The sequence below is a fragment of the Paenibacillus amylolyticus genome (genome assembly GCF_050990605.1).
Classification (GTDB): Bacteria; Bacillota; Bacilli; order Paenibacillales; family Paenibacillaceae; genus Paenibacillus; species Paenibacillus amylolyticus_H.
Genome location: NZ_CP158832.1, coordinates 737,366 through 760,337, shown reverse-complemented (window position 1 = coordinate 760,337; position 22,972 = coordinate 737,366). Strand labels below are relative to the sequence as shown.

Here is a 22,972-nt window from a genome sequence, read left to right as displayed (position 1 = left end):
GGTCTACTTGATCGTGTATCCTCTTGTTAAGCCCACCGCCCTTAAAAGCGGCTATTGCGTCAGAGAGTCGTGTTACCGCACGGCTCTCTTTGCATTATAAGCTGTTTCTGTCCTATAACATAGAGCTTGTGGATTTCAATCCCACGATAACCATATAATCCGTATGTTAAAACTGACGATACGGCAAAAATTTCAGCATCTTACATATTTACGCTTGAAGCCTGTCCGCCCTTTTTCCACTGCCTTTTGGATATTCTCAGAGGCATTCAGCAGCTTGCTCTTGGGCATGTCCTTGTTCACTTCGACAGGGCCAACGGCCTTGGCTGTCTCCACCGCCAGATCGTGCAACGGTTGATAGGATGTTGCGACGGTATACAGGAAGTTGTTCATCGAATATTTCGTTCGTTCCGGAGATTCGTGAATCGTCTTTTTGACCTGTTCCAGCATCTCCATCAGTTTATTCTCCGAAAATTCAGCATCCTTTCGACTGCCGAGCAACCAACAGTAACAGCTCCATCCTGCTGACATTTTCAATTCATCTCCGCTGGCGATCCACTTATCCGAAACTTCTTGAGCAATATCCGTCTCCGCCAGCGTAACGGCAACGATGAAGTCAGAGATCATGTAAAAATACGCAGCGTCAATCCAACGATCAAAATCGGCTTCCGTCATCGCTTGAGGATCAGCTATCACACCCGCAAAGTACATCGCATCATAATTCCCCGTCTCATATAGTTGCTCCGCCAAAGGTTGATCCTTTTTGATCCGCTTTGCCATTGGTTTCATCGCCCCGGTTGCCACGCCAAATAATGGTTCATGCGCACCGTTGGAAATATAGATTTTTTTCGTTCGTTCTTTGCCCAACGCCTCTAACTCTTGCATCACTTCATCTAGATTCATTTGGCAACACTCCAATCCTATAAATTTTATATCTGATCATATCAAACAGACACTTATGTTTAACGAATAACCGATGAAATATCACACATTATCCTATTCGAGCATTATTACCGATCATAACATCTATATCATCGTTTCGCACAGATCCCTGAAAAGATAGATATACCTTCTTCGCGGACAGACATTTTTCCTTTTTAAGATTCTACCGGCAACTTCTGAATACCTGCCCAGAGTCTGATTGGAAGAGATCATTCCCCAGCATAGCAGAGCAACATATGTCCATGTCCAAGCAACGTTAAGCTATGGCAGGAAACGTCGCTCATCGTTTATGTTCAGTTTAGTATGGTTAACAAAACCGAGATGAGGAAGGATGCGTGAGCATGAGCAGCAATCAAGTGTTAGGCTTTGCCCCTGCCCTGGGCTGGAATTCGTGGAATACCTTTACGTGGGATATAAACGAACAATTAATTCGGGATGTCGCTGATGTGTTTGTATCGGAAGGTTATCTGGCCGCTGGTTACGAGTATATTGTCATTGATGATTGTTGGAGCCTGAAGGAACGTGATGCAAACGGCAATCTGGTGGCTGACCCGGAGAAATTCCCGAGTGGAATGAGAGCGCTTTCTGACTATATCCATAGCAAAGGACTAAAGTTCGGCATGTATTCATGCGTAGGTACACATACATGTGCCGGATATCCAGGCAGCTTTGAGCATGAATTCCAGGATGCTGCCCTTTTTGCCGAATGGGGCGTTGACTATTTGAAGTATGATTACTGCTTCAAGCCGCGTCATATTTCAGGAGAGCTGCTGTACAAACGCATGAGCCTTGCGCTCAAAAACTGCGGACGCGATATCCTGTTCTCCGCCTGCAACTGGGGAGCCGACGATGTATACGATTGGATTCGGGAATCGGGCGCTCATATGTACCGCTCCACCGGCGATATCCGTGACAATTGGGATTCAGTGAAGGAACTTGCCCTGTCTCAACTGGGTAAACAAAGCTACACTGGCTCCTTCTGCCATAATGACATGGATATGCTGATTGTTGGGATGTACGGTGGAAGCAACAATGATTATATTGGCAGCATCGGCGGATGCAACGACATCGAATATAAAACCCATTTCTCACTCTGGTCCATCATGGGTTCCCCATTAATGATCGGATGTGACGTGCGCAAGGCCAACCAGATCACAAAGGATATTCTCCTGAATCCTGACCTGATCGCTATCAATCAGGATGTAGAAGCACGCGGAGCTTACCGCATTAAACCAGAACCGCAATGGTTTCATACAGACGATGTATTTATGCTAGTGAAGGTACTCACAGATGGTGATCTAGCTATTGGTTTCTTCAACCTGAGCGACAGCCAGCGGGAATTGTCTTTGCAATTTTGGGATATGGGTCTGCCTTACGCTGCCGGTTATGCCCTGTCCCTGTATGACTGCTGGGAACACAAAGAGCTTGGCGTATTCCGTGAACGCTTCGCTCCCGTTGTCGCAGCACATGATTGTTTAGTTGTGCGTGCCAAACTGGTGAAATAGATGGCTCAACATCGCCTGTGCACCTCCTGTCAGGTTCCGCTCTCTTCAGACGATGTGGGCATCTATCTCAAATTGATCTCACGCTCTGCCCAGCAATTTCTGTGCATCGATTGTATAGGAGTGAAGCTGAACTGTGGACGCGAGCCTATTGAGAAGCTGATCCGTTATTTCCGCGAGTCCGGGAACTGTGCCCTGTTCCGTTAACGTTATGCCTTGGTCCGGTGCACCATCATGTACGCTGTTGGCGTGTGTGAAGTTGCTTTCTTGAATACTTTGGAAAAATATAACGGATCATTGTAGCCGACAGAATAAGCTACCGATTGAATCGGCAGGCCCGACGTCTTCAGCAGTTCACAGGCGCGATCGATTCGGCAGGAGGTAATATACTCCATAACAGATTTGCCGGTTGCTCCCTTAAACAGCCGAAACAAATAGCTGCGCTCCAGATTAACTGCCTTTACAATCTCCGTGACGGTCAATGTCGGCTTCCAGTAGTTCTGCTCGATGTACTTTCTCGCCAGCCAGACATAATCCTTGGCGTCCACCTGCGGCTCCTTCGGATAATATTCCATATAGTAAGAGAGCAGCAGACGCAAACGTGCATCCGCCCGCAGCAATTCATAGGATGATGCACCTGCGTTCCAGGCAAGGTGGAAATAAGGCTGCAGTGTCTCCGGTGAGATCGACACCACGGGTTGTACCTCTGAAAGCTGCGTCAGACCCAGCAACCGCCTGGCATCTTCACCGCTAAACTCCACCCAGACGTACTCCCATGGATCTTGCGGGTCCGGATAATAATAAATCTCCTTTTGCGGAAATATGATAAAGCTTTCCCCCGTAACGAGCCGAAAAACGCGGCCACCCGTCACCAGTGTCCCTTGGCCGCGGATAATATAGTGCAGCGCATAAACGTCACGCACGCCTGGCCCCCATTGGTGAGCGTTGGCCGGCTTGTGACCACCGCTGATAAAATACAAATTACTGGCTCTACTGCTCTCATGCCAAATCGGATTCAACCTTGATTCCCCCTTTCTAATGCCATGTTGATCAGATGTTCGGTAACGCTTACACGCTAAATCCAGAGAGGAGAATGTTGTGATGCTTAGAATGGTTACGGTAGAAAATGGTCAAGTTCAGGGGTTGCCTGCAGCAGATCCGCGGATTACCAGCTTTAAGGGGATTCCTTTTGCTGCACCTCCTGTAGGTGAGAACCGCTGGCGTGCTCCGCAGCCGCAGTCGAACTGGCAAGGTGTACTGCAAGCTTTTGATTTTGCCCCCATCTCCATGCAAGCTCCAACAGTCATTGATGATAACAATATCTACACCCGCGAATGGGCCGTTGATCCCGACCTGCCCATGGACGAGGATTGTCTGTATCTGAATGTCTGGACACCCGCCAAGCACACTGACGAGAAGCTGCCTGTCTTTGTCTGGTATTTTGGCGGTGGCCTGCAAGTCGGCCATACGGCCGAAATGGAGTTTGATGGCGAGCGAATCGCTCGTAGAGGTATCATCGTTGTGACGATTAATTATCGGCTGAATGCCTTCGGCTTCCTGTGCCATCCTGAGATTAGTGCCGAATCCCCCCATGCACCCGCCAACTTCGGTCATCTTGATCAGCAAGCAGGCACCCAGTGGGTCAAACGCAACATTGCCGCCTTTGGCGGTGACCCAGACCAGATCACCATCGGCGGACAGTCTGCAGGCGGAGGAAGTGTACTCAGCCACATTACCTCTACGCAAAATAAAGGCATGTTCCAGCGAGCCGTCATCATGAGCGGTATGGCTACCGAGTTGTACCCGAAGGTCCGCGTACCTTCTGTCCGTTCCACTCTGCGAGATGCAGAGCAGGCAGGGGTTGAATTTTTTGACTTCCTGGGCGTATCTTCCCTGGCTGAAGCGAGACAACTGGATGCTGAATATCTCCGTGACAAAACACTCGAATACAAAAGCTTCTGGGGAACCGTCATCGACGAGCAATTCTGCACAAGCGATCCATTTACTTGTTTTGTTCAGCAGGAGCGCGAGCCAATCCCCGTAATGCTGGGGCATACGTCTTCCGAATTTTGGACCCGTCCCTCCGCAGCCAATCTGGAAGAACTGAAGCAGATGGCTGTGGAGCTGTTTGGCGAGGATGCTCCTGCCTTTTTGCAGCTATGTGAGGCTGATACCGGCCAAATCGAGCATGCTCTGCAACTAGCATCGGTCCGCATGATCCAACATGCCATACTGCTCGCCATCCGCGCGAACAGCGGCCATCCGTCTGAAACGCCTCTCTACTATTATAACTTCGACGCCGAGATTCCGGGATGGGACCAGCCGGGCACTTTTCACTCCGTCGACCTGTGGTTCTACTTCGAAACACTCGCTAAATGCTGGCGGCCTTTCACAGGCAAACATTATGATCTGGCCCGCCAGATGTGCAATTATTTATCTAATTTTATTGCTACAGGTGACCCAAACGGCTCGGACTCCACCGGAAAGCTGATGCCTCATTGGACTCCTTGTACTACGGAACAACCGTATCTCATGGAATTTGGCGATCAGGCTCAATTACAGAAGGCTGAACCCGGACCGATGCTCGCGTTTCTGATTGAACAATATTTCAAGAAACAGAGTGCACCTGTTGTTTAAAACATGAGGTTTGCCCTCTCACGATATATGTAAGAGCCATGCTGATGCATGGCTCTTTGGTATAGTGTGAATGGTAGATCGATGTTCATTCGCCTATGCCGATTTAGCAAGCTTCTCCACTACATGGAAGACAATCAGCATCATTCAAGAGATTCGTTATATATGAGTCATTGTTGGTTTGTTGAAGATGACAGGTAGCTTAATCTGTAGTGAGAAGATATCTTCTTCCTGTGACACCGTCAACGTCCCGTTATGCTGCTGAATCATTTTCTGACAACTAACGAGCCCAATTTCGTTGCTATCTTTCTTTTTGCCAACATGTTTAATCTTATTCTCCACCCCAAGAATGACCCATTGTTGCTTTACAGAAATCTGGATATGAACGGGATGCACTGGATCGGCGTATTTTCGAATATTTGAAAATATGTTATCCATTACGCGACGCATGGCGACCAGATTAATTTCCAGCAAAAACTCCTCATGATGTGCATCTGTTTGAACCTGCACATCTATATCGTCCAAAACCCCTAATTGCTCATCTATGAGTTGATCGATAAGCGCTCTGCCCTCATACATTTCAAATTCTACTTCCTCTTCTTCAGCAGCAGAGGATACCGTAAAATATTCGAACAGTTTGTCCGACAGCACTTTGATCTGATAAGCCTTCTCCCGGCTATTATGAATATACTGCAACAGATCCTCATGTGTCTTATATTTGTTGAGCTCTATGATATCCATATATCCTAATAGAATCGTGAGTGGTGTTCGCAAATCATGGGAAATCGCCGTGATCAATTCACGGTTGGCCATCCTGACCCTCTCCTCGCTGTCCAACCGCTCCACAAATGATTTCCTCATCTCATCAATACTCTGGGCCAGAGATGACAGTTCATCCTTTCCGGATATCGTAATCGAATAATCCAAATTTCCACCTTCGAGTATTTTGATCTCTTGTTCAAGCACGCCAATATAAGATGTCTTCTTATTAATCATCAGCAGAAAGGAAACAAGGAATACAATGGCCGCTATGAAAACACCAATAATCAGAATGAGGTTGTAATATTGATACTCATAAAAGCTAACCAAGTATATCTGGGCATCCTGATCTGCAAAACGGATGGTGGTGATGGGTATTTTCGATGGCACGAATTGAGTTAACAGCTCTTCATTAATGGCCGGATCAACTTCCGTGTTGGAGGAAAATATCAATTTGTCTTTTGCAAAAATATACAGATTTAAGTAGCGCTCATGTCTTATCCAAGCAGACAATTGCTCATGATCACGGGTTGACACGTTCTGGTTATCCACAAATGCTTCAAATCGATCCAGCGCATCTTGCTGCCTGTTCTCTACAAAAGTGGATTTGCTTAAATAACTATCCAATACCGTCTCGCCAACAACTTGTAAAATAACGAGTGAACTTATGGAAATGACCAAAGAAATGACAACCGCCAGAACCAGTTTAATCTTCAGCTTTTTTCCGATTAATAATCTATTCAATTTTGTACCCCTTCCCCCAAACGGTCTTCACATATTTAGGGTTCTGCGGGTCATCCTCCAGTTTGCCTCTCAAGTTACGAATATGAACCATGACCGTGTTATTACACGTATAAAAGTAGGATTGCCCCCAAACACTCTCATATATATTTTCTGCCGAGAATACCTTTCGTCGCTTCTTAGCGAGCAGCAGCAAAATCTGATATTCAATCTCAGTCAGAGCAATTTCCTTCTCCCCAACAAACACGGCTTTTGAATCCTGATGGACGGTAAGATCGTTAACAATAATCCGGTCCTTTTCTTCGGTCTTCTCCTTGCCCCGATATACATAATACCTCCGCAGTAAAGCCTTCACCCGCGAAACGAGTTCTGTATAGGAAAAGGGTTTGGACAAAAAGTCATCACTGCCTGAGGAAAAGGCCAATTGTTTGTCAGAATCCTGCGTTTTCGCTGTGAGAAACAGGATCGGTGCGCTTGTTTTTTCACGAATTTCCAGACACGCCTTCAGCCCCGATTTATTGGGCATCATCATATCCAAAATAATGAGATCCGTCTCTTCGTTCACTTGATCAATCGCATCTTGACCATCTATCGCTTCAATCACTTCATAATTCTCGCTCTCTAACAAAATCCTTACAATTTCACGAATTTCACTGTTATCATCAGCAATTAGAATTTTCTTGCTCATCTGATCCCTCCGTCTAATTTCAGTATAATATGCGCTATTAGCGACTACCAGCAAATACAATTGACTTAAGAATTCTTCAGAAGTTATGTAGGTATCTCTTAATAATTTCGTCTTATACTGTAAATATGTAGAAGTTATTACACAAAGGGGTCGTCAGGAATGCCACAAACTTCAAAAAGAGTAATGATTAACATATTGTTGGGTCTGTTCATCATGTTGTCCATTGGTCTACTGGTGTATTATTCTCCTGCTATTATTAAAATCATGTCTTCCATGGACAATTTCAGAGCGTATATTCATTCAACAGGCCATTGGGGTCCGGTCATGTTTATTTTATTCCAGATTCTTCAGATCGTGGTTGCACCTATTCCAGGAGAAGTGGTACAGATTGCAGGCGGTTATATCTATGGGGTTACCATTGGGTCCTTGTATACTACAATAGGCTTGATTATAGGCTCAGCGATCGCCTTTTATTTCACCCGTTACATCGGTCGCGCCTATATTTCACGGCTAATGCAAAAGAAAAATAATAAGTGGATGTCGTTAATTCATGATGAGAAGAAGTTCTCCGCTTTTTTATTTATCTTTTTTGTGATTCCTGGCTTGCCCAAAGACATGCTTGTATTTCTCGCCGCTCTTACATCAATTAGTTCGTTTAGATTCTTCACGATCCTTATCGTCGGTCGTCTGCCGTGGATCATCGCATCTGCCGTTGTAGGGTCCACAATTCATATGCAACAATACACGATCGCCATTATTATTTCTGTTATTGCTGTGATCGGGTTCGTACTCGGCTATATCTATAGGGAGAAATTGGTGGGATTGTTCGCCCTGTCAGATAGAACCAAAGCCAAAGTCAAGCCTAAACCCAGTTATAGTACGAATAGGGAATCTCGTAAAATAAAAAGAGATACAACCTGAACAAAGCCCATCTATTGATATGAAAACCGGAGGTATATCATCTTATGCAAATACTTGAAACCAATCGATTAATCCTGCGAAATTTCACCGTAACGGACGCAGCCGGACTGTTGGAATACACAGCAAATCCCAGAGTGAATTGTTTTATGGATCAACGAATTTCCACATTGGAAGATGCGGCGGCAGAGGCCGCAAAAAGAAGCAGTGACGATTCCCACATCGCGGTCTGCCTGAAAGACAGTAACGAGTTGATCGGTGAGCTGTTTGGTATGAGAGAAGATCGGGATTCCGATACGGATAAAGATTCGAATTCAGATACGTATAGTATTGGTTGGAATTTTAATGGCAGATTTGAAGGGAAAGGGTACGCCAGTGAGAGCGCCAGTGCTTTCATCGAAAATCTCTTTATGGAACAGGGAATAAGAAGATTGTACGCTTATGTCGAGGATGATAACTTCCGTTCCCAGAAACTGTGTGAGAAGCTGGGCATGCGTCGGGAAGGTCTTTTTTTGGAGTTCATTTCATTTGTCAAAAATGAGGATGGCACCCCGAAATACGAGAATACGTATCAATATGCTTTGTTGAAAAAGGAATGGCTGGCACAACGTGAATCGCAGAAATAAAGAACGAAATGCCTTATCAATAGTTTAAAAAGTTATAGACATGAGAACGTACCATACGTACGTTCCACAACAAATACGGCGGCTTCTCCCTGGATAGATTCCAGAGGAAAAGTCGCCGTTTCATTATCGCACAGAACACTATTGATCGGGCTTGAATCCTAGACGGTACTGCCCCAATATTGCTTTGCAATCTTCTGCCCTTGATCAATCTTCGCCCATTGCTGAGCTTCGCTTAATTCGTTACCGCCATCACAGGATGCAAAGCCGCATTGGTGAGACAGCAGCAGCCGATCCTTATCGATAATTTTGGATGCTTCGTCCAGCAAACGAACAACACGTGCTTCATCATCGAGTGTACTTGTTTTGGATGAAAGCAAACCTAATACCACTTCTGTTTCAGGTCTGTCCTTGAACACTTCCAACGCTTCAAGTGAACCCGCACGATCATCATCCCACTCCAGGAAGAAACGGTCATACTTCAATTGCTTCAGGAACAGATTAGCGATTTTCACATATGATCCACCGCCCATGTTGCGGGAATCATAGTTGCCGCGGCAGTTATGTGTCCACATTTTCAAGCCAAGGCTATGACCGAAGTCAATCACGGTATTGTTAATATCAATGAATTCAGTAGCCAGACCCTGTACTTCCTCTTGATTGATATGCTCCCCTGTAAACGGAGAGTTCGGGTTGTCGTCTGCAAACAGTTCCCACAAGCAATCATCGAATTGCAGGATTTTACCGCCTATAGCAGCGAATTCTTCGACGAATTCCTTATACGCGATCACAAGACCCTCTTTGAGCTCCTGTTTGTTCTGATAAACGGAATCCGCACCGCCAATGTTATCCGACCAGGAAAGCTCACCGAAAATATGGGAAGGCGATGGCACGCAAAGTTTCGTTTGTTGCTCGCCAGCCGTGTCTTGCAGTTGTTGGAACAACTGAATGAAATGATGATTTTTTCCGCTCAATTTGTCCGTGATGCGCAGTCCAATATCTTTGCGTGTTTCATATTTCGAAGTTCCGTCCATATCTCTGAAAAAATAACCATGATCCGCGATATAACGTTTCACTCCGCCAAATCCCCATACAAAGTCCAGATGCCACATCGATTTGGAGAATTCGCCATCGGTAACCACGGACAAGTTATGTTCGATTTCCTTGGCGACAACTTGTTTGATAGCCTCCGTCTCGCACTTCTCATATCCTTCGTAATTTTCATAGAACGGATATTGGATATCATCATTATGTTCAATTTGTGTTTTATATTTCAGCAGCTCATCCGGCCGCAATAAACTTCCTACGATCTGGAACTTGTCAGTCATGTAAATTACCCCCTCGTTGTATACCATGATCATATCACGCCGAGAGCAGTTAGAAGGGATACTTAAAAACCATAACTGGCTATAGTTAAAAGCTATATCAAAAGCTATTCCATTTCACAACGTACTACGCCGTATTTCATAGAAATACTGAACGGCTGAATGCTTTAATTGGATCTGCTCGGACATGTTCAGAATTCGCTTTTTGCCAACTCGTCTGTCCATTAAAGCCAGAATATTAAACAAGATATCCTTGCTCTCCAGATTATCCTCTATAGAAGTAGATAAATATGTGGTAGCTGCAACGGTAAAATTCGATTTACTGAGTGCGGTCTGTGCCGCTAAAAGCTCTTTGGCATGTACAGAGATTTTTCTACTTCTCGCCATAACTTGAAGACGATCCTCGGGAATATTACCTTTGAACTCTAGGCGGATAACTTCAATCTCTTCATCGCTCACAGGAATCACGATATTCGGATCGTTCTTGATCTCCTGCTCCGTCTGATACCACCGAACAGGGGTGGTCGTATCAATCATATTCAGTATGTTCTTTTTATCTACGGTAATGTAACAATTTCCTGATTTATCAGGTGAATAGCGATAGCTGGTAGCACGGTACTCCACTCGTCCAACCAACGCAGGACTAAGAAAACTCTCCAGTTGTTGCTTCAATTTGCTCCAGGACATAGATCCTCCTATTATCAAAAGCCTACCGCATACATTGCGGCGATCATTTTAACTGTTTCAATCAATCTCCAAAATCAACATTCACCTAAAGTATATCACAGCCAAGCAAAGCGAAGTCTCATAACGATTGTGATGCAGGGCCAATTACTTGTGCCTCAAATCAGAAGTTTAAAATCCAGTTATTGGTTTTAAAAACGTCTATGTGATAAACTTGCAGAAAATTATCTGCTTACTATTAAATCGTCATAGCCTACGATTGGAACATACGTTGTTATTCACAAAGGAGAGGAAGAGTGTAATGGCTACGAAGGAAGCAACCTTACCTGCTCATATGGAAAAACTCGTTAAAGATAATGATATCGCAACCGTAAAAGAGGTTTTCGAGCAATGCGAATGGGATGCCCGTGGGGGCTACAGCAAAGGTACGACCCTCAGCTTTCGTCAAATATCGGATGAATTGGTTCGCTGGCTGGTAGCGCAAGGGGCAGACATTAATGCACGTGACAAATATCAACGTACGCCTTTACATGCCCATGCCTCACACTGGTCAGGAAATGTACCCCTGTTCCTTGAATTAGGTGCGGATGTGGACGCTGTGGATTACCAAAATGAAACACCGTTACATGCAGCGGTCAATGGGTATAGAAGCAAAGTGGTTCAAGAGTTGGTAAACCAAGGCGCTACTATTAACGTAGAAAATAAACAGGGTAATACGCCATTAGCTAAGGGGTTAGTCAATTGTAGGAATAGCGATATAGTTAATCTGGCAGAGATTTCCGCAATTCTTCTGGATGCCGGAGCATCGGTCACCCCGGATATGAAAGAATCGGTGAAGCGGATCGGTAAGGATTTTGAATTCGTCCGTGAGAAGTTCAATAAGGACAAGGTCGATGAAGTTTCAGATGCGCTGATCAAACTGTACCCGTTATTTGATGTCGAGCCGGTAGTGAGTCGGATCATGCACGATGGGACTACCCCCATTCAGGTAAAGGCAACCACTTGGACCAAACAGCACCAAGAGCTGTGGGAATATCTCATTCCGGCTCAGGGCCACGCTCAAACGGTGCAGGGAGAGGTCATCCGCATCACAGGACGTGTGTCCCATGAAGTATTGGATAATGGCGGTGGAAACTGGGATGCGGAGTATCGCCAGATGCTGGATGCACTGATTCGTCACCTGGGCACTGGTGCGCCACTAGCTCCGGCACTGCTCCAAGAGGCAGCAGACTTGGTCAGCAGGCTTCGCAATGGATACGATTTTGATGCGCCCGCCAGATTATCGGAGTTGGCGGTGTTATGGGTGCTTGCCAATCCTCAACCGGTCGCGATGGAGAAGCCAGAGTATACGCGTTAAACAGCAAAGCAAAAAAAGAAGCGGAAGAGTTACCGCTTCTTTTTTGCTATTAAATCTACCTGAATCATACTCCGTATCCATGATTACAACGATTCATTTTCTTCGTCTTACTCTACTCCGCCTGTTCATTACTTTCAAACTCATCGAGCAATTCGCGTACTTTAGAAGTCGTTTTAGCGTTCATCAAGCTGTTTCTCAGCTCACTAGCACCGCGGAAGCCGCGAACATAGATTTTGAAAAAACGGGCCAGCGGGCTGAACGAACGCGGTTCAAGCTCGGAATATTGATCATGGAGATCCAGATGCAGCCGTAGCAGATCAAGCAATTCCTTACTGCTGTGTTCCTTCGGCTCCTTCTCAAAAGCAAACGGATTCTGGAAAATACCGCGTCCAATCATAATACCATCCACGCCATATTGCTCCACGAGTCTCAGGCCTGTTTCACGGTCAGGAATATCCCCATTAATGGTCAGCAGAGTATTAGGCGCTATCTCGTCACGAAGTTTTTTAATCTCAGGAATCAATTCCCAGTGAGCGTCTACTTTGCTCATTTCTTCTCTCGTTCGTAAGTGAATGGACAGATTCACGATGTCCTGTTGCAAAATATGGGTTAACCAGTCGCGCCATTCATCGACCTCCGTAAATCCGAGACGCGTTTTCACACTGACCGGCAGCCCCCCGGCTTTCGCCGCCTGAATAATCTCCGCCGCAAGGGCTGGTCGGCAGATCAAGCCGCTTCCTTTTCCATTCTCCGCAACATTCGCTACAGGACAGCCCATATTAATATCGATACCTTTAAAGCCTTCTTTCGCCATACCGATACTCATCTCACGAAAGAATTCCGGTTTATCTCCCCAGATATGAGCCACAATCGGCTGTTCATCCGCTGTAAACGTCAATCGTCCACGCACACTATGGTGCCCCTCCGGGTGACAATAACTCTCTGTGTTCGCAAACTCCGTAAAAAACACATCCGGTCTGCCCGCCTCACTAACGACATGCCGAAACACAACATCCGTCACATCTTCCATCGGTGCCAGTATAAAAAATGGGCGTGGTAACTCACGCCAAAAGTTTTCCTTTGTCATCTCAAAAGCTCCTCTATACATTCCAGGACAGTTTTTGTCCTCATTAATAGTTAAAATAGTAAAACTCGTAACTCATGAATCTGCTTTCCTATCGACTACATTAGCATTAACAGTTTTCGTTGCAATTCACATTATCGTGTCATTGCTTCTTCACTTATACCATGCAAATGTAACTTTGTTCAAACATCAGTATCTGTTATTGCTTACATTTAATCTTCAGATTATTGAAAGTTCGATGATTTTCGAATAACTCTTTCCCAATTTTATCACGTCTTCATATGACTTTCAGCCCGATTGCTCTTGCCGAACTGGAAAAGCTCCTCTAAAATGAAGCTCGACAGGCTTTTAACCTGCAAATCGAGATTTTAAGGAGGCCTGAATTATATATGGAAATTTCACTGGATATGATTAAAGACAAAGTCGAATGCTTACAGGCTTATGACTTTCATGAACTGGCGCGAGCGATTGAAGAACGAATTGAAATCAATAAGGCATTAATGCTACGTGTGAAGCAAGTCCAACATCAAGTAACCTTTGACCCTATTCGTACCAAAATGTTATATAGTGCAATTGTGCATTTTGCCGTAGATTGATGGAGTATAGGTAAGTCGATGGGAAGAGCAAAAACCGGATTGATCTATGCTCAATCCGGTTTTTGCTCTGTTTCGTGAATAAGTATTTTTTCAAACTGTGCATTATAAAATTGATTCACTTAACTCAATGTTTATAACATATCTTCTGCAGGGTCAACCCTGTACCAGTGCTCATCTGAATTTCGCTTACACTCTAATGCAGGAACCTTTTTTGTAACTTTGCGCTTAATACTGCCATCATTGTTGGGTCTATTTATCCATTCCACTGGTTTATTATAATATTTCATCTCCCCACCACATTCAGGACATTTATGCAAATGTATTTTCTCTAATGTCAATCTATTACCATACCCATTAATTGCAAAATTAAAAAGCAAGGGATGCCTCGTTTGAGTTTTGGCAATTCTTCTAAGACTAAGAAGTGTCACAAGTAAGATAATCAGAATTACAAATGGTATTAAGTACATTGAAAATTCAAAGCCTACTACTGGCCTCGTTGTTCCACTGAAAATATCTAAACTGTTTTTTACCATTTTAGCAATAATAGGGATCAAGCCTCCGATTGCTATGACAAAGCTAATCCACGTTAAAATAGCCATAGTAACTGGGCTTCGCCATACTGGTTCAGCCGTATATTTTGCCTCTTGTTTATAAGTGTTTGGTATATGGTTAATTATATCTCTTGCAGCAATTTGTGCCGGCCCATGAAAATTTACTTTATCCTTAAAATTGTTTTGATTATTATTTTTTTGGCTTTTCCCCATACTTACCTCACTTTGTTTTATTGGTTTAATCGTCCCACCCATGAACCACTAGCTTTCTGATATGTACGGTTAGAGAGACAAGAAATAATATACCTGCCCCTCTTTACCCGCCTCTTACATTTACATATGAATACCTAAGATTTTCAACTTTTCATTAATCTTAGCCTCAAGTTCAGCAATTTCTTTTCGATCTTGCTCTAACAGCTTATTCACTTCGGCAAGGTCAATCGTTTGTTCTTCCTCAAACGTATCTACGTAACGAGGAATATTTAAGTTATACTCATTGGCTCTGATTTCTTCAAGTGACGCCACATGAGCGTATTTATCGACATCTACACGATTTTGATAGGTTTCTATAATCTTATTAATGTTTTCATTCGTAAGTTTATTTTGATTCTTACCTTTTTCGAACTCATTGCTAGCATCTATAAATAAGATATCTTTTATTTTACGATTTTTCTTAAATACCAAGATAGTCGTAGGGATGGATACGCCGTAAAATAAGTTAGCTGGTAATCCTATGACGGCATCAAGATAGTTTTTATCGATTATATTTTGGCGAATAACGCCCTCAGCTGCTCCACGGAATAAGACACCATGCGGCAGTACAATTGCCATGGTTCCTGTATCGTTCAGATGATACAAACTGTGTAGAATAAAGGCATAATCCGCCTTCGTTCTGGGAGCAAGTTTACCATATTCCTTAAAACGCGGATCTTTAAGTTTAGTCTCACTATTTTCCCAATGAGCAGAATACGGCGGGTTCGCAACCACTGCATCAAAAGAACGCGGGTGATCAATGCCTTGTCGGTCTACTCCATCCGGCCAATCGCTTTCGAGGGTGTCGGCATTAGAAAGCGTCATATTGTTAAATGAAACACCGTGCATCATCAGGTTCATACGAGCCAAGTTGTAGGTTGTCGTATTTTTTTCCTGACCATAGAACTTGATTGCTCCCGGCCGATCCCCATCAGGCAACTCACCTTTTACCGTTAGCAGTAGTGAGCCTGATCCACATGTCGGGTCATAGACAGCGAATGTATTATCAGATGCTTGGGCACCATCGGTTACAATTTTAGCGAGCACTTTAGATACTTCATGAGGTGTGTAGAACTCTCCACCCTTTTTACCAGCGCTTGCTGCAAACTGACCAATCAAATACTCGTAGATTGCGCCAAGTATATCCTTGTTATCTTCGCCTTTGTAGCTGATCCCATCAACGAGCTTCACAATGCGGTTCAAGGATTTCGCCCGTTCATTGGTGGAAGAACCCAGACGTGAATCCCCAAGGTTAATATCGTTAAATACACCGCGAAAATCTTTCGCCGCTTCCTGATTTAATTCAGCATTTTTATTGAAGTTATCGAAAAGCGTCTGGTAATCACTTGGGATCACCATGCTATTCTCAATCTTGTGAACTAACGATTCCCATGTATCCAGCGGGGCAATTGCATAACCCAGACTTGAAGAAATATCCTCCAAATAATCCTTCAAATCCTCACCATTCGCTTGTTCCAGATAGGCTTTATTCACAGATTCACCTTCTGCAACATCAAGAATGTTATTTTCAACCAGATATTGCTCCTGATGCTCGGACAGATAACGATAGAACATAAAAGCTAAAATATAGTTTTTATATTCTGCTGCGTCCATGCTTCCCCGAAGCTCATTCGCCATCGCCCACAGTTTGGTTGTAATCGTTTGTAGATTGTTACTCATTTTTTACTTCCTCCCAGATATACAATCGCTCCATATGTATTACTCGTCATGGAGATCTTCTGTCTTATACACGTAGTACCCCTCGTAATGATAACTCGCATCGATGCCTTTCATATAAATCTCACGGTCATGAATTCGATCTGTCAGAGCTGCTTTAAGAAGCACCTTGATCTCGACATCCTTAATTGGACTTCTTTCCATCGCAAGCAGATAGTCCTCTTTATCCACCTTACTCCAATCGACAACTTGTCTGATTTCCTTTTTCAAAATATAATCGAGCCATATTCTTGCACTTCTCCCGTTACCCTCGCGAAAAGGATGAGCCACATTCATCTCAACATATTTTTCGATGATTTCTTCGTAGGTAGATTGCGGCATATTAGAAATATTATCCAATGCAGCTTCAAGGTACATCACAGGTGCGAACCGAAAACCACCCTTGGCTATGTTAACCTCACGTACTTTTCCAGCAAAATCATAAATGTCTTCAAACAGACACTTGTGAATATGGGATAATGCCTTAAATGTACCAACTTCTAATTTATCAAGCATGCCTGTCTCGAACATTTCCAGCGCTTTTTTCTTACTGAGCTTTTCTTCAACACGAGCAAGCTCCGCAGCATCAGTGATACCTAGCTTGTTTTCCATAGCCATAGCTTTAACCTCCGATCAAACAAACATTTGTTGAAGCAAGGCACTCTTTTGTTGTTGTAAATGTTCGAGCTTGCGTTGGTGCAGGGAGATTAGGGTGTCGAGATGAGTAAAAAAGATTCCGATTTTTCTTTGTTCATCATAAATAGGAAATTCAATTTGTAAATCCTTTACGATTGAGCCAGATAAATTTCCTTGTCCGCCTTGCAGATATTTATCAATGATTTTCTGCTTTTGTTTACGTAACCATTGCATAATAAATTGAGCATCATACCCTTCATCTGGCAGAATTGCTAAGATTGCTTGGTTAATTGCACCGCTTACTTTGGATATACTAACCTCTCCACTTGTTGCCCCATACAGCGCATAGAGAATAACGCCCATTTCTACAATCTTAGCTGACGAATTATTTAAACCAGTTTCGGAGATAGATAATTCAGTGCTTTCACTATTAATTTCAGCAGAACGAATGAATGGAATATCGCCGTCATAGTAATCATAGTTACCAACTGATGGCGTGCCACCAGAGTAAGACTTAGTAACTTCCCCCAACTTACGTTTTTCCCAAGCATTAGAAAATCCCGGGAAACGAATTTCAGGGACATCTTCACCATTTTTCGGGAACATTTTTTGAAGCATTCCAGCCTTCAGATTTTTAACGTTATTTAACTTACTCTGATGGCCGGAAATAAGAAGGTCGAGTTTTTCAAAAAAAATTCCAATTTGAGCTTGTTCTCTAAAAGATGGAATTGTAGCCGTTAGTGCTATCAGTTTATTAACTGCCAATCCCGGCTGTGCAGATTGACCTGAATATTGACCGAGATTCATCTTGCCTAAAAGATAGTATAGAAATCTTGTATCGTTGTTATGATTACCTTTAACGGCAATAGCATGTTCGGTAAAATAGGCTTTTCCTTGGGAGATATTCATGTTTCCGCAGAGTGCCCCCTGCCTTCCGATAAGTGCATATAATCCATTGTGATTATATGTGTTTGTGTACCCACGAAGTCCATTACCACCAAACACGGGGTAACTGCCTTTATCCTTAATCTCCTCTGATTTAATATTCTTTCCACTTTGAAATACATCACATAAATCCCCCAACCTACGCTTTTCCCAAGCTCCACTAAATCCAGGAAACCTTAATTTAGGTACATTTTCTTTTTGTTCACTCATTGCTGCTCTCCCTGTATCGTCTTAATGACTCGATCAAAGTCAGAAACTATTTTTTGATGTTTGTTAAATTCATTATACTCGCCAATAGCCTTTTCCTTCGCTGCTTTTTGTGAAATACGTCCATTCCCATCTAAAACTTCATAACGATTAAAGGTTAGAAATTCATCGATGCTTTTGGCAAAATCCTTCATACCTAATAAAACCTCATCTTCGAGCAAACGCTCTACATAGTCAAAATAAGCAGATACGTTACGCTCCAAACTTCGAATTTGCTTTTCGGATAAGTAATTTTTTGCAACAGTTACATCAGACTGTAAGATGCGCCCATCCGGAGAGTTCTTCCAAGATGTAAGTCCCATGTGCTCTTTATCTTTATCGGCGCTATCATAAACAATCTCAGCAGCCGTTTTGCCAGTGATTGCATAGTGAAACTTGTTCTGAACGGTAGCATAAAACCTCTTTGTAATCTCTGCATTCTTATCATAGTCGTAAGATATTTCAGCAAATATATCTGATATCTGCTGCCAGATCCGCCGTTCACTTGCGCGAATGGAGCGAACCGTTTCTATCAGTTCACGGAAATAATCCTTACCAAACGCATGCTCACCCTGCTTCATACGTTCAACATCAATTTTAAATCCCTTGAGCATGTAGTCTTTCAGAACATCCGTGGCCCAGATTCGGAACCTTGTTGCCTTTTGCGAATTAACACGGTAACCAATCGAAATAATAGCATCCAGATTATAATATTTTACTGGCTTGGTTTGGGTTTTCCCTTCTATTGCCCCGTGTTGAGTGGTATGTGCAATTTCTGCACATGCCACTTTCTCATCCAGTTCCTTTGTTTCAAAAATATTTTTCAAATGACGAGAGATAGACGTTCTATCCACATCAAACAATTCCGATAGTACCTTCTGCGTGGCCCAGATCGTATCGTCTTGAACAAGAACTTCTACTTTCTCATCCCCATCATACATTAGAAATTGGATTTCTTTCATCATGATCTCCCACCTATGCACATGATTAAACCATATAGACAGCTATTAACTTTCCACCAATGCATCTGCCAGTTCATAAATTGCGTCACGCAAACCATTGCGATATTTCATTTTAGGTAAGGACTGGACATGTTCATCATGAGCAAGTGTCGTGTAGTTCGCAGCGGCTTGAGCGATAATATCACGGATTTGCCCCGTGTCATCCAGATCCTGCAAGCCGTAGCGATGGCGGCTGAACAATTCCCGCATTTGGGCACTTGTAATAATATCCGTAATTCCCCACTTCACTCGGAAGTCCAGAAACCTCCGATCCAGACTGATGTTGCTCGCTTGCTGGATAACCTGCTCACTATCTCCCTTTAGATCGGCAGGATATTGGAAATCAGAACCTGCAGGAGGGAAGTATCCTTCAACGATAGCCGTAGCCGCATTCATAATCTTGGTAGCATAGTTACGATCATCCAGCCCATTGGCAAACTGATTGATTTTTTCTTGTGTCTCTTTGGCTTCCTGATCCTTTCCTTCGTGAACCTGGTTTAACAAATCCTCGACGAGATCGGTCAAATAATCATAATCGACTTTAATATCCTTCACATGTGTCATTCGCAGCTCGATCTGATACACAGGAATTTTCTTCTCTTTGGCGATATGTGACTTGAGTTCATTCGTTAATACCGTGGTCAGCATCACTTCCTGCTGCGCTGTCATACCCAGCTTCTCTAATAACTGCTCTGGATCATCATAGTCAAATCCGACCTGTTCGCCATCGACTTCCTCTGGATTATATTGTTTTAATTTGGCCATGCCTCGGTTATATTCACGGAGCAGGTCAAACATCTCTTCCTTCTTCTTCTCTGATGGAGGTAACTGTTGAAAATCAGTCGTCATGTCTCCTAACTTTTCAACCACCTCTTTGACCCCCGCAAATACTTCATCAAAAGGTTTAGCAATAATTTCTTCTTTCTCATTAAATTCACGCATTTGTTCATCTGATAAAATGGCTGAATCCTTATTCGCATATATCGCAAGTGCTTTATTCATCAGCTTTTCATTCTGAGCCGGCCAACGATAATTCACCACACGTCCAAATGGTTTCAGTTGCAAATCCGCTATCCGATTTGTTCTTGAATACGCTTGAATTAAGCCCGCACCTTTTAGAGTTCGATCTACATACAACGTGTTCAGCTCAGGTGCATCAAACCCCGTTAACAACTGATCAACAACGATAACGAGATCAAGATACTTCTTATCATCCGATGATCTATTCAGGCGTAAAGCAACGTCTTGGGTATAACCAGGAATGTTATCCATTCCAAAAGCTGTACCAAATTCAGCATTATACGCTGTAACAGCCCTGAACAAACCTTGATTGGCTGCAAGCATACCGTCATTATTGGTTGTATTCAGACTGAATGTCACAGCAACCTTGAGTGTTAGTCCACCATTTTTCTTATTTTCTTCATTTACACGTTGAAACTCATCAAAATACATCATGGCCATTGGCGGGCTAGCTTTCTTTCCACCCACACGAGTTGTGAATAAGGCATTATACCTCCCCTCATTCGAGCGATTACGCCAGTGCTTGAAAATGTCTTCGACTACCAATCGCACATGATCCGGATTTTCGTCATAGAAACTCGGTTCAACAGCATCATCCATATCCTCCTGGGAGAGATTGTTGATTTTCTCTTGAATTCGTTCCTCACTCCACTTGGGATAACGTTCCCTGTAGAAGGCCGGAAGATATTTTTCTTTCATTTGATTCTCGTCAATCGTGGTCTCAAAATCCACCTTGAAACCTAATACATTGCGATCAGCAATAGCCTCCCGAATCGTATATGCATGTAATAGCGGGCCAAAAACATCTTCTGTTCGAACTCCAGTTGTTGTCTCATCAAATATCGGTGTTCCGGTGTATCCTACCCACGCGGATCTCTTGAAAGCTTTTTGGATACTACTAAACGAGTCACCACCAGTTGAACGATGGGCTTCATCTACAATAAACACAATATATTTATCGGGAGCGGTGAAGGTTTTGCGTTTCACCAGCGTATCCAGCTTCTGAACAGAAGTCACAATGATACTATTGTCTTTACTCTTAAGCTTCCGACTCAAGTCAGTCGTGTTATCCGTGTTTAGAACGCTACCAAGCATGTCATCAGTTGCATCAGGATCATAGGCCCGATACTTTTCATTGGTCTGATCCGTTAGAGCAATGCGATCAACAACAAAAACAACCTTGTCCACTTTCGGCATCCGGCTTGCGAGCCATGCTGTCTTGAAGCTTGTAATCGTTTTACCTGCGCCAGTTGTGTGCCATATGTAACCAATCTTATTCGTGCCAAGCTCAAAGTCTGTACGTTTCAAGCCTTCAATTACATTCTGCGTTGCATACACTTGATATGGGCGCATGACTTTCAACATCTGTTTATTTTTTGTCCCGTCCAGAATCATATAATTTGTGGCCATCTGGTGTGCCATCGGGATCGAAAGCATCGAATCTGCAAACTCTTTCCAGTTCCGTACAATGGTATTGTCACTCTTACGCTGCCAGTTAAAAGCAAAGTCCTTATTGAATTGTTCCGATGTTGTGTTCGCCATATACTTTACATTGTTTGGAGTTATCGCTACCAGAATCTGCACCGTTGAAAAAATATCACGATATTGATTTTCATCTACGTATTGACTCATTTGATTAAGCGCCTCATTCACATCGCGTGTATCACGCTTTAGCTCAATCTGAATAATGGGGAGACCATTAATTAATAGCGTTGTGTCAAACCGCCTATGCTCTTTGCCCGCGATCACTGGGGGGCGCTCGATCTGATTCACCACTTGATATATTGTGTCTCCTGCTCCAATCTGCTTTTGATCAAATACAGTTAGGAATACATGACGCCCATCGTCCAGATCAATCTCAATCTGGGAAACTCCGTTCAAACCATACAAAAACTGCCCTGCTTCATAAGGAGTCTGAATATCAGATATTATTTTCTTAACCTGGTTAAATTCCACAACACTTAACGGATGTTCAAGCGTATTTTGATTGTGTTGTTCCAATATAGCCTTGAAATTTTGCCAAAGATGCTCTGTTGTTTTAATCGTTGGTTCATACTTCCATCGTTTTGTCTTCACAATATATTCTACACTAGATTCGTTGACAACACCGTCGCTTGTCCCATTCGGATATTCCGGTTGTGTGATGGTTCCACTCGTAAGGTACTGAATAAATTCACTCTCGAACTGATTCTCTTTCATTTATTGCTGACCTCCTCAATGCTACTTAATACCAAAAGCGTTTCCAACTTCGTTATTCGATTTTTTAAAGCTTCCAACCTCAATTGATTAAAATACAGTTCACCAATGACCTTCTGCTTATCCATCAGGGGCAAATGAAATAATTCAAGGTCTTTTACTTGCTTTAGTGTATATTTTAGAACCTGTGATCCCTGTAAACCCAATAGCAACTGCTTTCTTATAAATTTATCTTCATTAAGCAAGTAAGCAAGATATTTGGAGTCCACATTCTCACACGTTACTAGCTTAACGTAGTTTTGTGTGTATAGATAACCCTCGTGTTTTGCACTAACGATTGTAGATTTTCCCGATACCAAACTAAACACAAGATCGCCCTGACATAACGTGTTCAGCTGATCAAAGGTTCGTACTTGTTTCCGATCACCAGGATTAGAACTCATACCAACAAGATCATTTTCGATCTCGGATTGCCTGTAATACGTATACAGTGGTGCTTTATGGTCCATTGCCTCAGCAATCCTGAACTGCGGAGATCCAATTACAAACTGAGCGATAC

21 protein-coding genes are annotated in these 22,972 nt (G+C 43.3%); 7 read left to right on the top strand and 14 right to left on the bottom strand.

What is annotated here, in order from left to right:
• Positions 1 to 192: 192 nt before the first annotated feature.
• Complete coding sequence (locus ABTV53_RS03510; RefSeq protein ID WP_433750670.1) at positions 193 to 900, bottom strand: DNA alkylation repair protein; 708 nt, start codon at positions 898 to 900, stop codon at positions 193 to 195.
• A gap of 380 nt (positions 901 to 1,280) precedes the next feature.
• On the opposite strand from ABTV53_RS03510, the gene ABTV53_RS03505 reads away from it, so the two are divergent.
• A complete protein-coding gene (locus tag ABTV53_RS03505) occupies positions 1,281 to 2,444 on the top strand; it encodes a glycoside hydrolase family 27 protein (protein ID WP_433750667.1) in 1,164 nt (387 codons plus the stop codon).
• The gene (locus ABTV53_RS03500; protein ID WP_074093540.1) at positions 2,445 to 2,648 is read left to right on the top strand and encodes a hypothetical protein; all 204 of its coding nucleotides are present in this window, start codon (positions 2,445 to 2,447) and stop codon (positions 2,646 to 2,648) included.
• Positions 2,649 to 2,650: 2 nt separating this feature from the next.
• Here ABTV53_RS03500 and ABTV53_RS03495 read toward each other — a convergent pair whose 3' ends face one another.
• Positions 2,651 to 3,460, bottom strand: coding sequence for a helix-turn-helix domain-containing protein (locus ABTV53_RS03495; protein ID WP_433750664.1), 810 nt, complete (start codon positions 3,458 to 3,460; stop codon positions 2,651 to 2,653).
• Positions 3,461 to 3,542: 82 nt separating this feature from the next.
• Between ABTV53_RS03495 and ABTV53_RS03490 the strand changes: the two genes are divergently transcribed.
• Positions 3,543 to 5,078 carry a carboxylesterase/lipase family protein gene (locus ABTV53_RS03490; RefSeq protein ID WP_433750661.1) on the top strand — a complete coding sequence of 512 codons (1,536 nt, stop codon included), beginning with the start codon at positions 3,543 to 3,545 and terminating at the stop codon, positions 5,076 to 5,078.
• A 156-nt stretch (positions 5,079 to 5,234) separates the two neighbouring features.
• Here ABTV53_RS03490 and ABTV53_RS03485 read toward each other — a convergent pair whose 3' ends face one another.
• Together ABTV53_RS03485 and ABTV53_RS03480 are read right to left on the bottom strand one after the other, a co-directional pair.
• Positions 5,235 to 6,578: a histidine kinase dimerization/phospho-acceptor domain-containing protein gene (locus ABTV53_RS03485; protein WP_433750659.1), complete on the bottom strand. Its 1,344-nt coding sequence runs from the start codon at positions 6,576 to 6,578 to the stop codon at positions 5,235 to 5,237.
• The gene (locus ABTV53_RS03480; RefSeq protein WP_433750656.1) at positions 6,571 to 7,263 is read right to left on the bottom strand and encodes a response regulator transcription factor; all 693 of its coding nucleotides are present in this window, start codon (positions 7,261 to 7,263) and stop codon (positions 6,571 to 6,573) included. The genes ABTV53_RS03485 and ABTV53_RS03480 overlap by 8 nt, the downstream gene beginning before the upstream one ends.
• A 159-nt stretch (positions 7,264 to 7,422) precedes the next feature.
• Between ABTV53_RS03480 and ABTV53_RS03475 the strand changes: the two genes are divergently transcribed.
• Complete coding sequence (locus ABTV53_RS03475; protein ID WP_433750653.1) at positions 7,423 to 8,184, top strand: TVP38/TMEM64 family protein; 762 nt, start codon at positions 7,423 to 7,425, stop codon at positions 8,182 to 8,184.
• 44 nt (positions 8,185 to 8,228) lie between these two features.
• Positions 8,229 to 8,807: a GNAT family N-acetyltransferase gene (locus ABTV53_RS03470; protein WP_433750651.1), complete on the top strand. Its 579-nt coding sequence runs from the start codon at positions 8,229 to 8,231 to the stop codon at positions 8,805 to 8,807.
• Positions 8,808 to 8,965: 158 nt separating this feature from the next.
• Here ABTV53_RS03470 and ABTV53_RS03465 read toward each other — a convergent pair whose 3' ends face one another.
• Positions 8,966 to 10,132 carry a cobalamin-independent methionine synthase II family protein gene (locus tag ABTV53_RS03465; protein ID WP_433750648.1) on the bottom strand — a complete coding sequence of 389 codons (1,167 nt, stop codon included), beginning with the start codon at positions 10,130 to 10,132 and terminating at the stop codon, positions 8,966 to 8,968.
• A gap of 114 nt (positions 10,133 to 10,246) precedes the next feature.
• The gene (locus tag ABTV53_RS03460) at positions 10,247 to 10,816 is read right to left on the bottom strand and encodes an SF0329 family protein (RefSeq protein WP_433750646.1); all 570 of its coding nucleotides are present in this window, start codon (positions 10,814 to 10,816) and stop codon (positions 10,247 to 10,249) included.
• 298 nt (positions 10,817 to 11,114) lie between these two features.
• Here ABTV53_RS03460 and ABTV53_RS03455 point away from each other — a divergent pair, with 298 nt between their 5' ends.
• A complete protein-coding gene (locus ABTV53_RS03455; protein WP_433750643.1) occupies positions 11,115 to 12,170 on the top strand; it encodes an ankyrin repeat domain-containing protein in 1,056 nt (351 codons plus the stop codon).
• Positions 12,171 to 12,282: 112 nt separating this feature from the next.
• Here the strand turns inward: ABTV53_RS03455 and ABTV53_RS03450 are convergent, their stop codons facing one another.
• Complete coding sequence (locus tag ABTV53_RS03450; RefSeq protein WP_433750640.1) at positions 12,283 to 13,257, bottom strand: tRNA dihydrouridine synthase; 975 nt, start codon at positions 13,255 to 13,257, stop codon at positions 12,283 to 12,285.
• 386 nt (positions 13,258 to 13,643) lie between these two features.
• Here ABTV53_RS03450 and ABTV53_RS03445 point away from each other — a divergent pair, with 386 nt between their 5' ends.
• Positions 13,644 to 13,850 carry a DUF2536 family protein gene (locus ABTV53_RS03445; protein WP_433750637.1) on the top strand — a complete coding sequence of 69 codons (207 nt, stop codon included), beginning with the start codon at positions 13,644 to 13,646 and terminating at the stop codon, positions 13,848 to 13,850.
• 131 nt (positions 13,851 to 13,981) lie between these two features.
• On the opposite strand, the gene ABTV53_RS03440 is transcribed toward ABTV53_RS03445, so the two are convergent.
• From ABTV53_RS03440 to ABTV53_RS03410, 7 genes are all read right to left on the bottom strand, one after another.
• On the bottom strand, positions 13,982 to 14,656 hold the full coding sequence (locus ABTV53_RS03440; RefSeq protein ID WP_433750634.1) for a hypothetical protein: 675 nt from the start codon (positions 14,654 to 14,656) through the stop codon (positions 13,982 to 13,984).
• A 78-nt stretch (positions 14,657 to 14,734) separates the two neighbouring features.
• Complete coding sequence (locus ABTV53_RS03435; protein WP_433750631.1) at positions 14,735 to 16,333, bottom strand: type I restriction-modification system subunit M; 1,599 nt, start codon at positions 16,331 to 16,333, stop codon at positions 14,735 to 14,737.
• Positions 16,334 to 16,372: 39 nt separating this feature from the next.
• Entirely contained in the window at positions 16,373 to 16,987 is a 615-nt protein-coding gene (gene fic, locus ABTV53_RS03430; RefSeq protein WP_433750628.1) for a protein adenylyltransferase Fic, read from the bottom strand.
• Positions 16,988 to 17,002: 15 nt separating this feature from the next.
• Complete coding sequence (locus ABTV53_RS03425; RefSeq protein ID WP_433750625.1) at positions 17,003 to 18,160, bottom strand: restriction endonuclease subunit S; 1,158 nt, start codon at positions 18,158 to 18,160, stop codon at positions 17,003 to 17,005.
• A complete protein-coding gene (rhuM, locus tag ABTV53_RS03420) occupies positions 18,157 to 19,161 on the bottom strand; it encodes a RhuM family protein (protein ID WP_433750623.1) in 1,005 nt (334 codons plus the stop codon). The genes ABTV53_RS03425 and rhuM overlap by 4 nt, the downstream gene beginning before the upstream one ends.
• 42 nt (positions 19,162 to 19,203) lie before the next feature.
• Positions 19,204 to 22,416: a type I restriction endonuclease subunit R gene (locus ABTV53_RS03415; protein WP_433750620.1), complete on the bottom strand. Its 3,213-nt coding sequence runs from the start codon at positions 22,414 to 22,416 to the stop codon at positions 19,204 to 19,206.
• On the bottom strand, positions 22,413 to 22,922 hold the full coding sequence (locus tag ABTV53_RS03410; protein ID WP_433750617.1) for a restriction endonuclease subunit M: 510 nt from the start codon (positions 22,920 to 22,922) through the stop codon (positions 22,413 to 22,415). Before ABTV53_RS03410 ends, ABTV53_RS03415 begins: the two co-directional genes overlap by 4 nt.
• Positions 22,923 to 22,972: the final 50 nt, after the last annotated feature.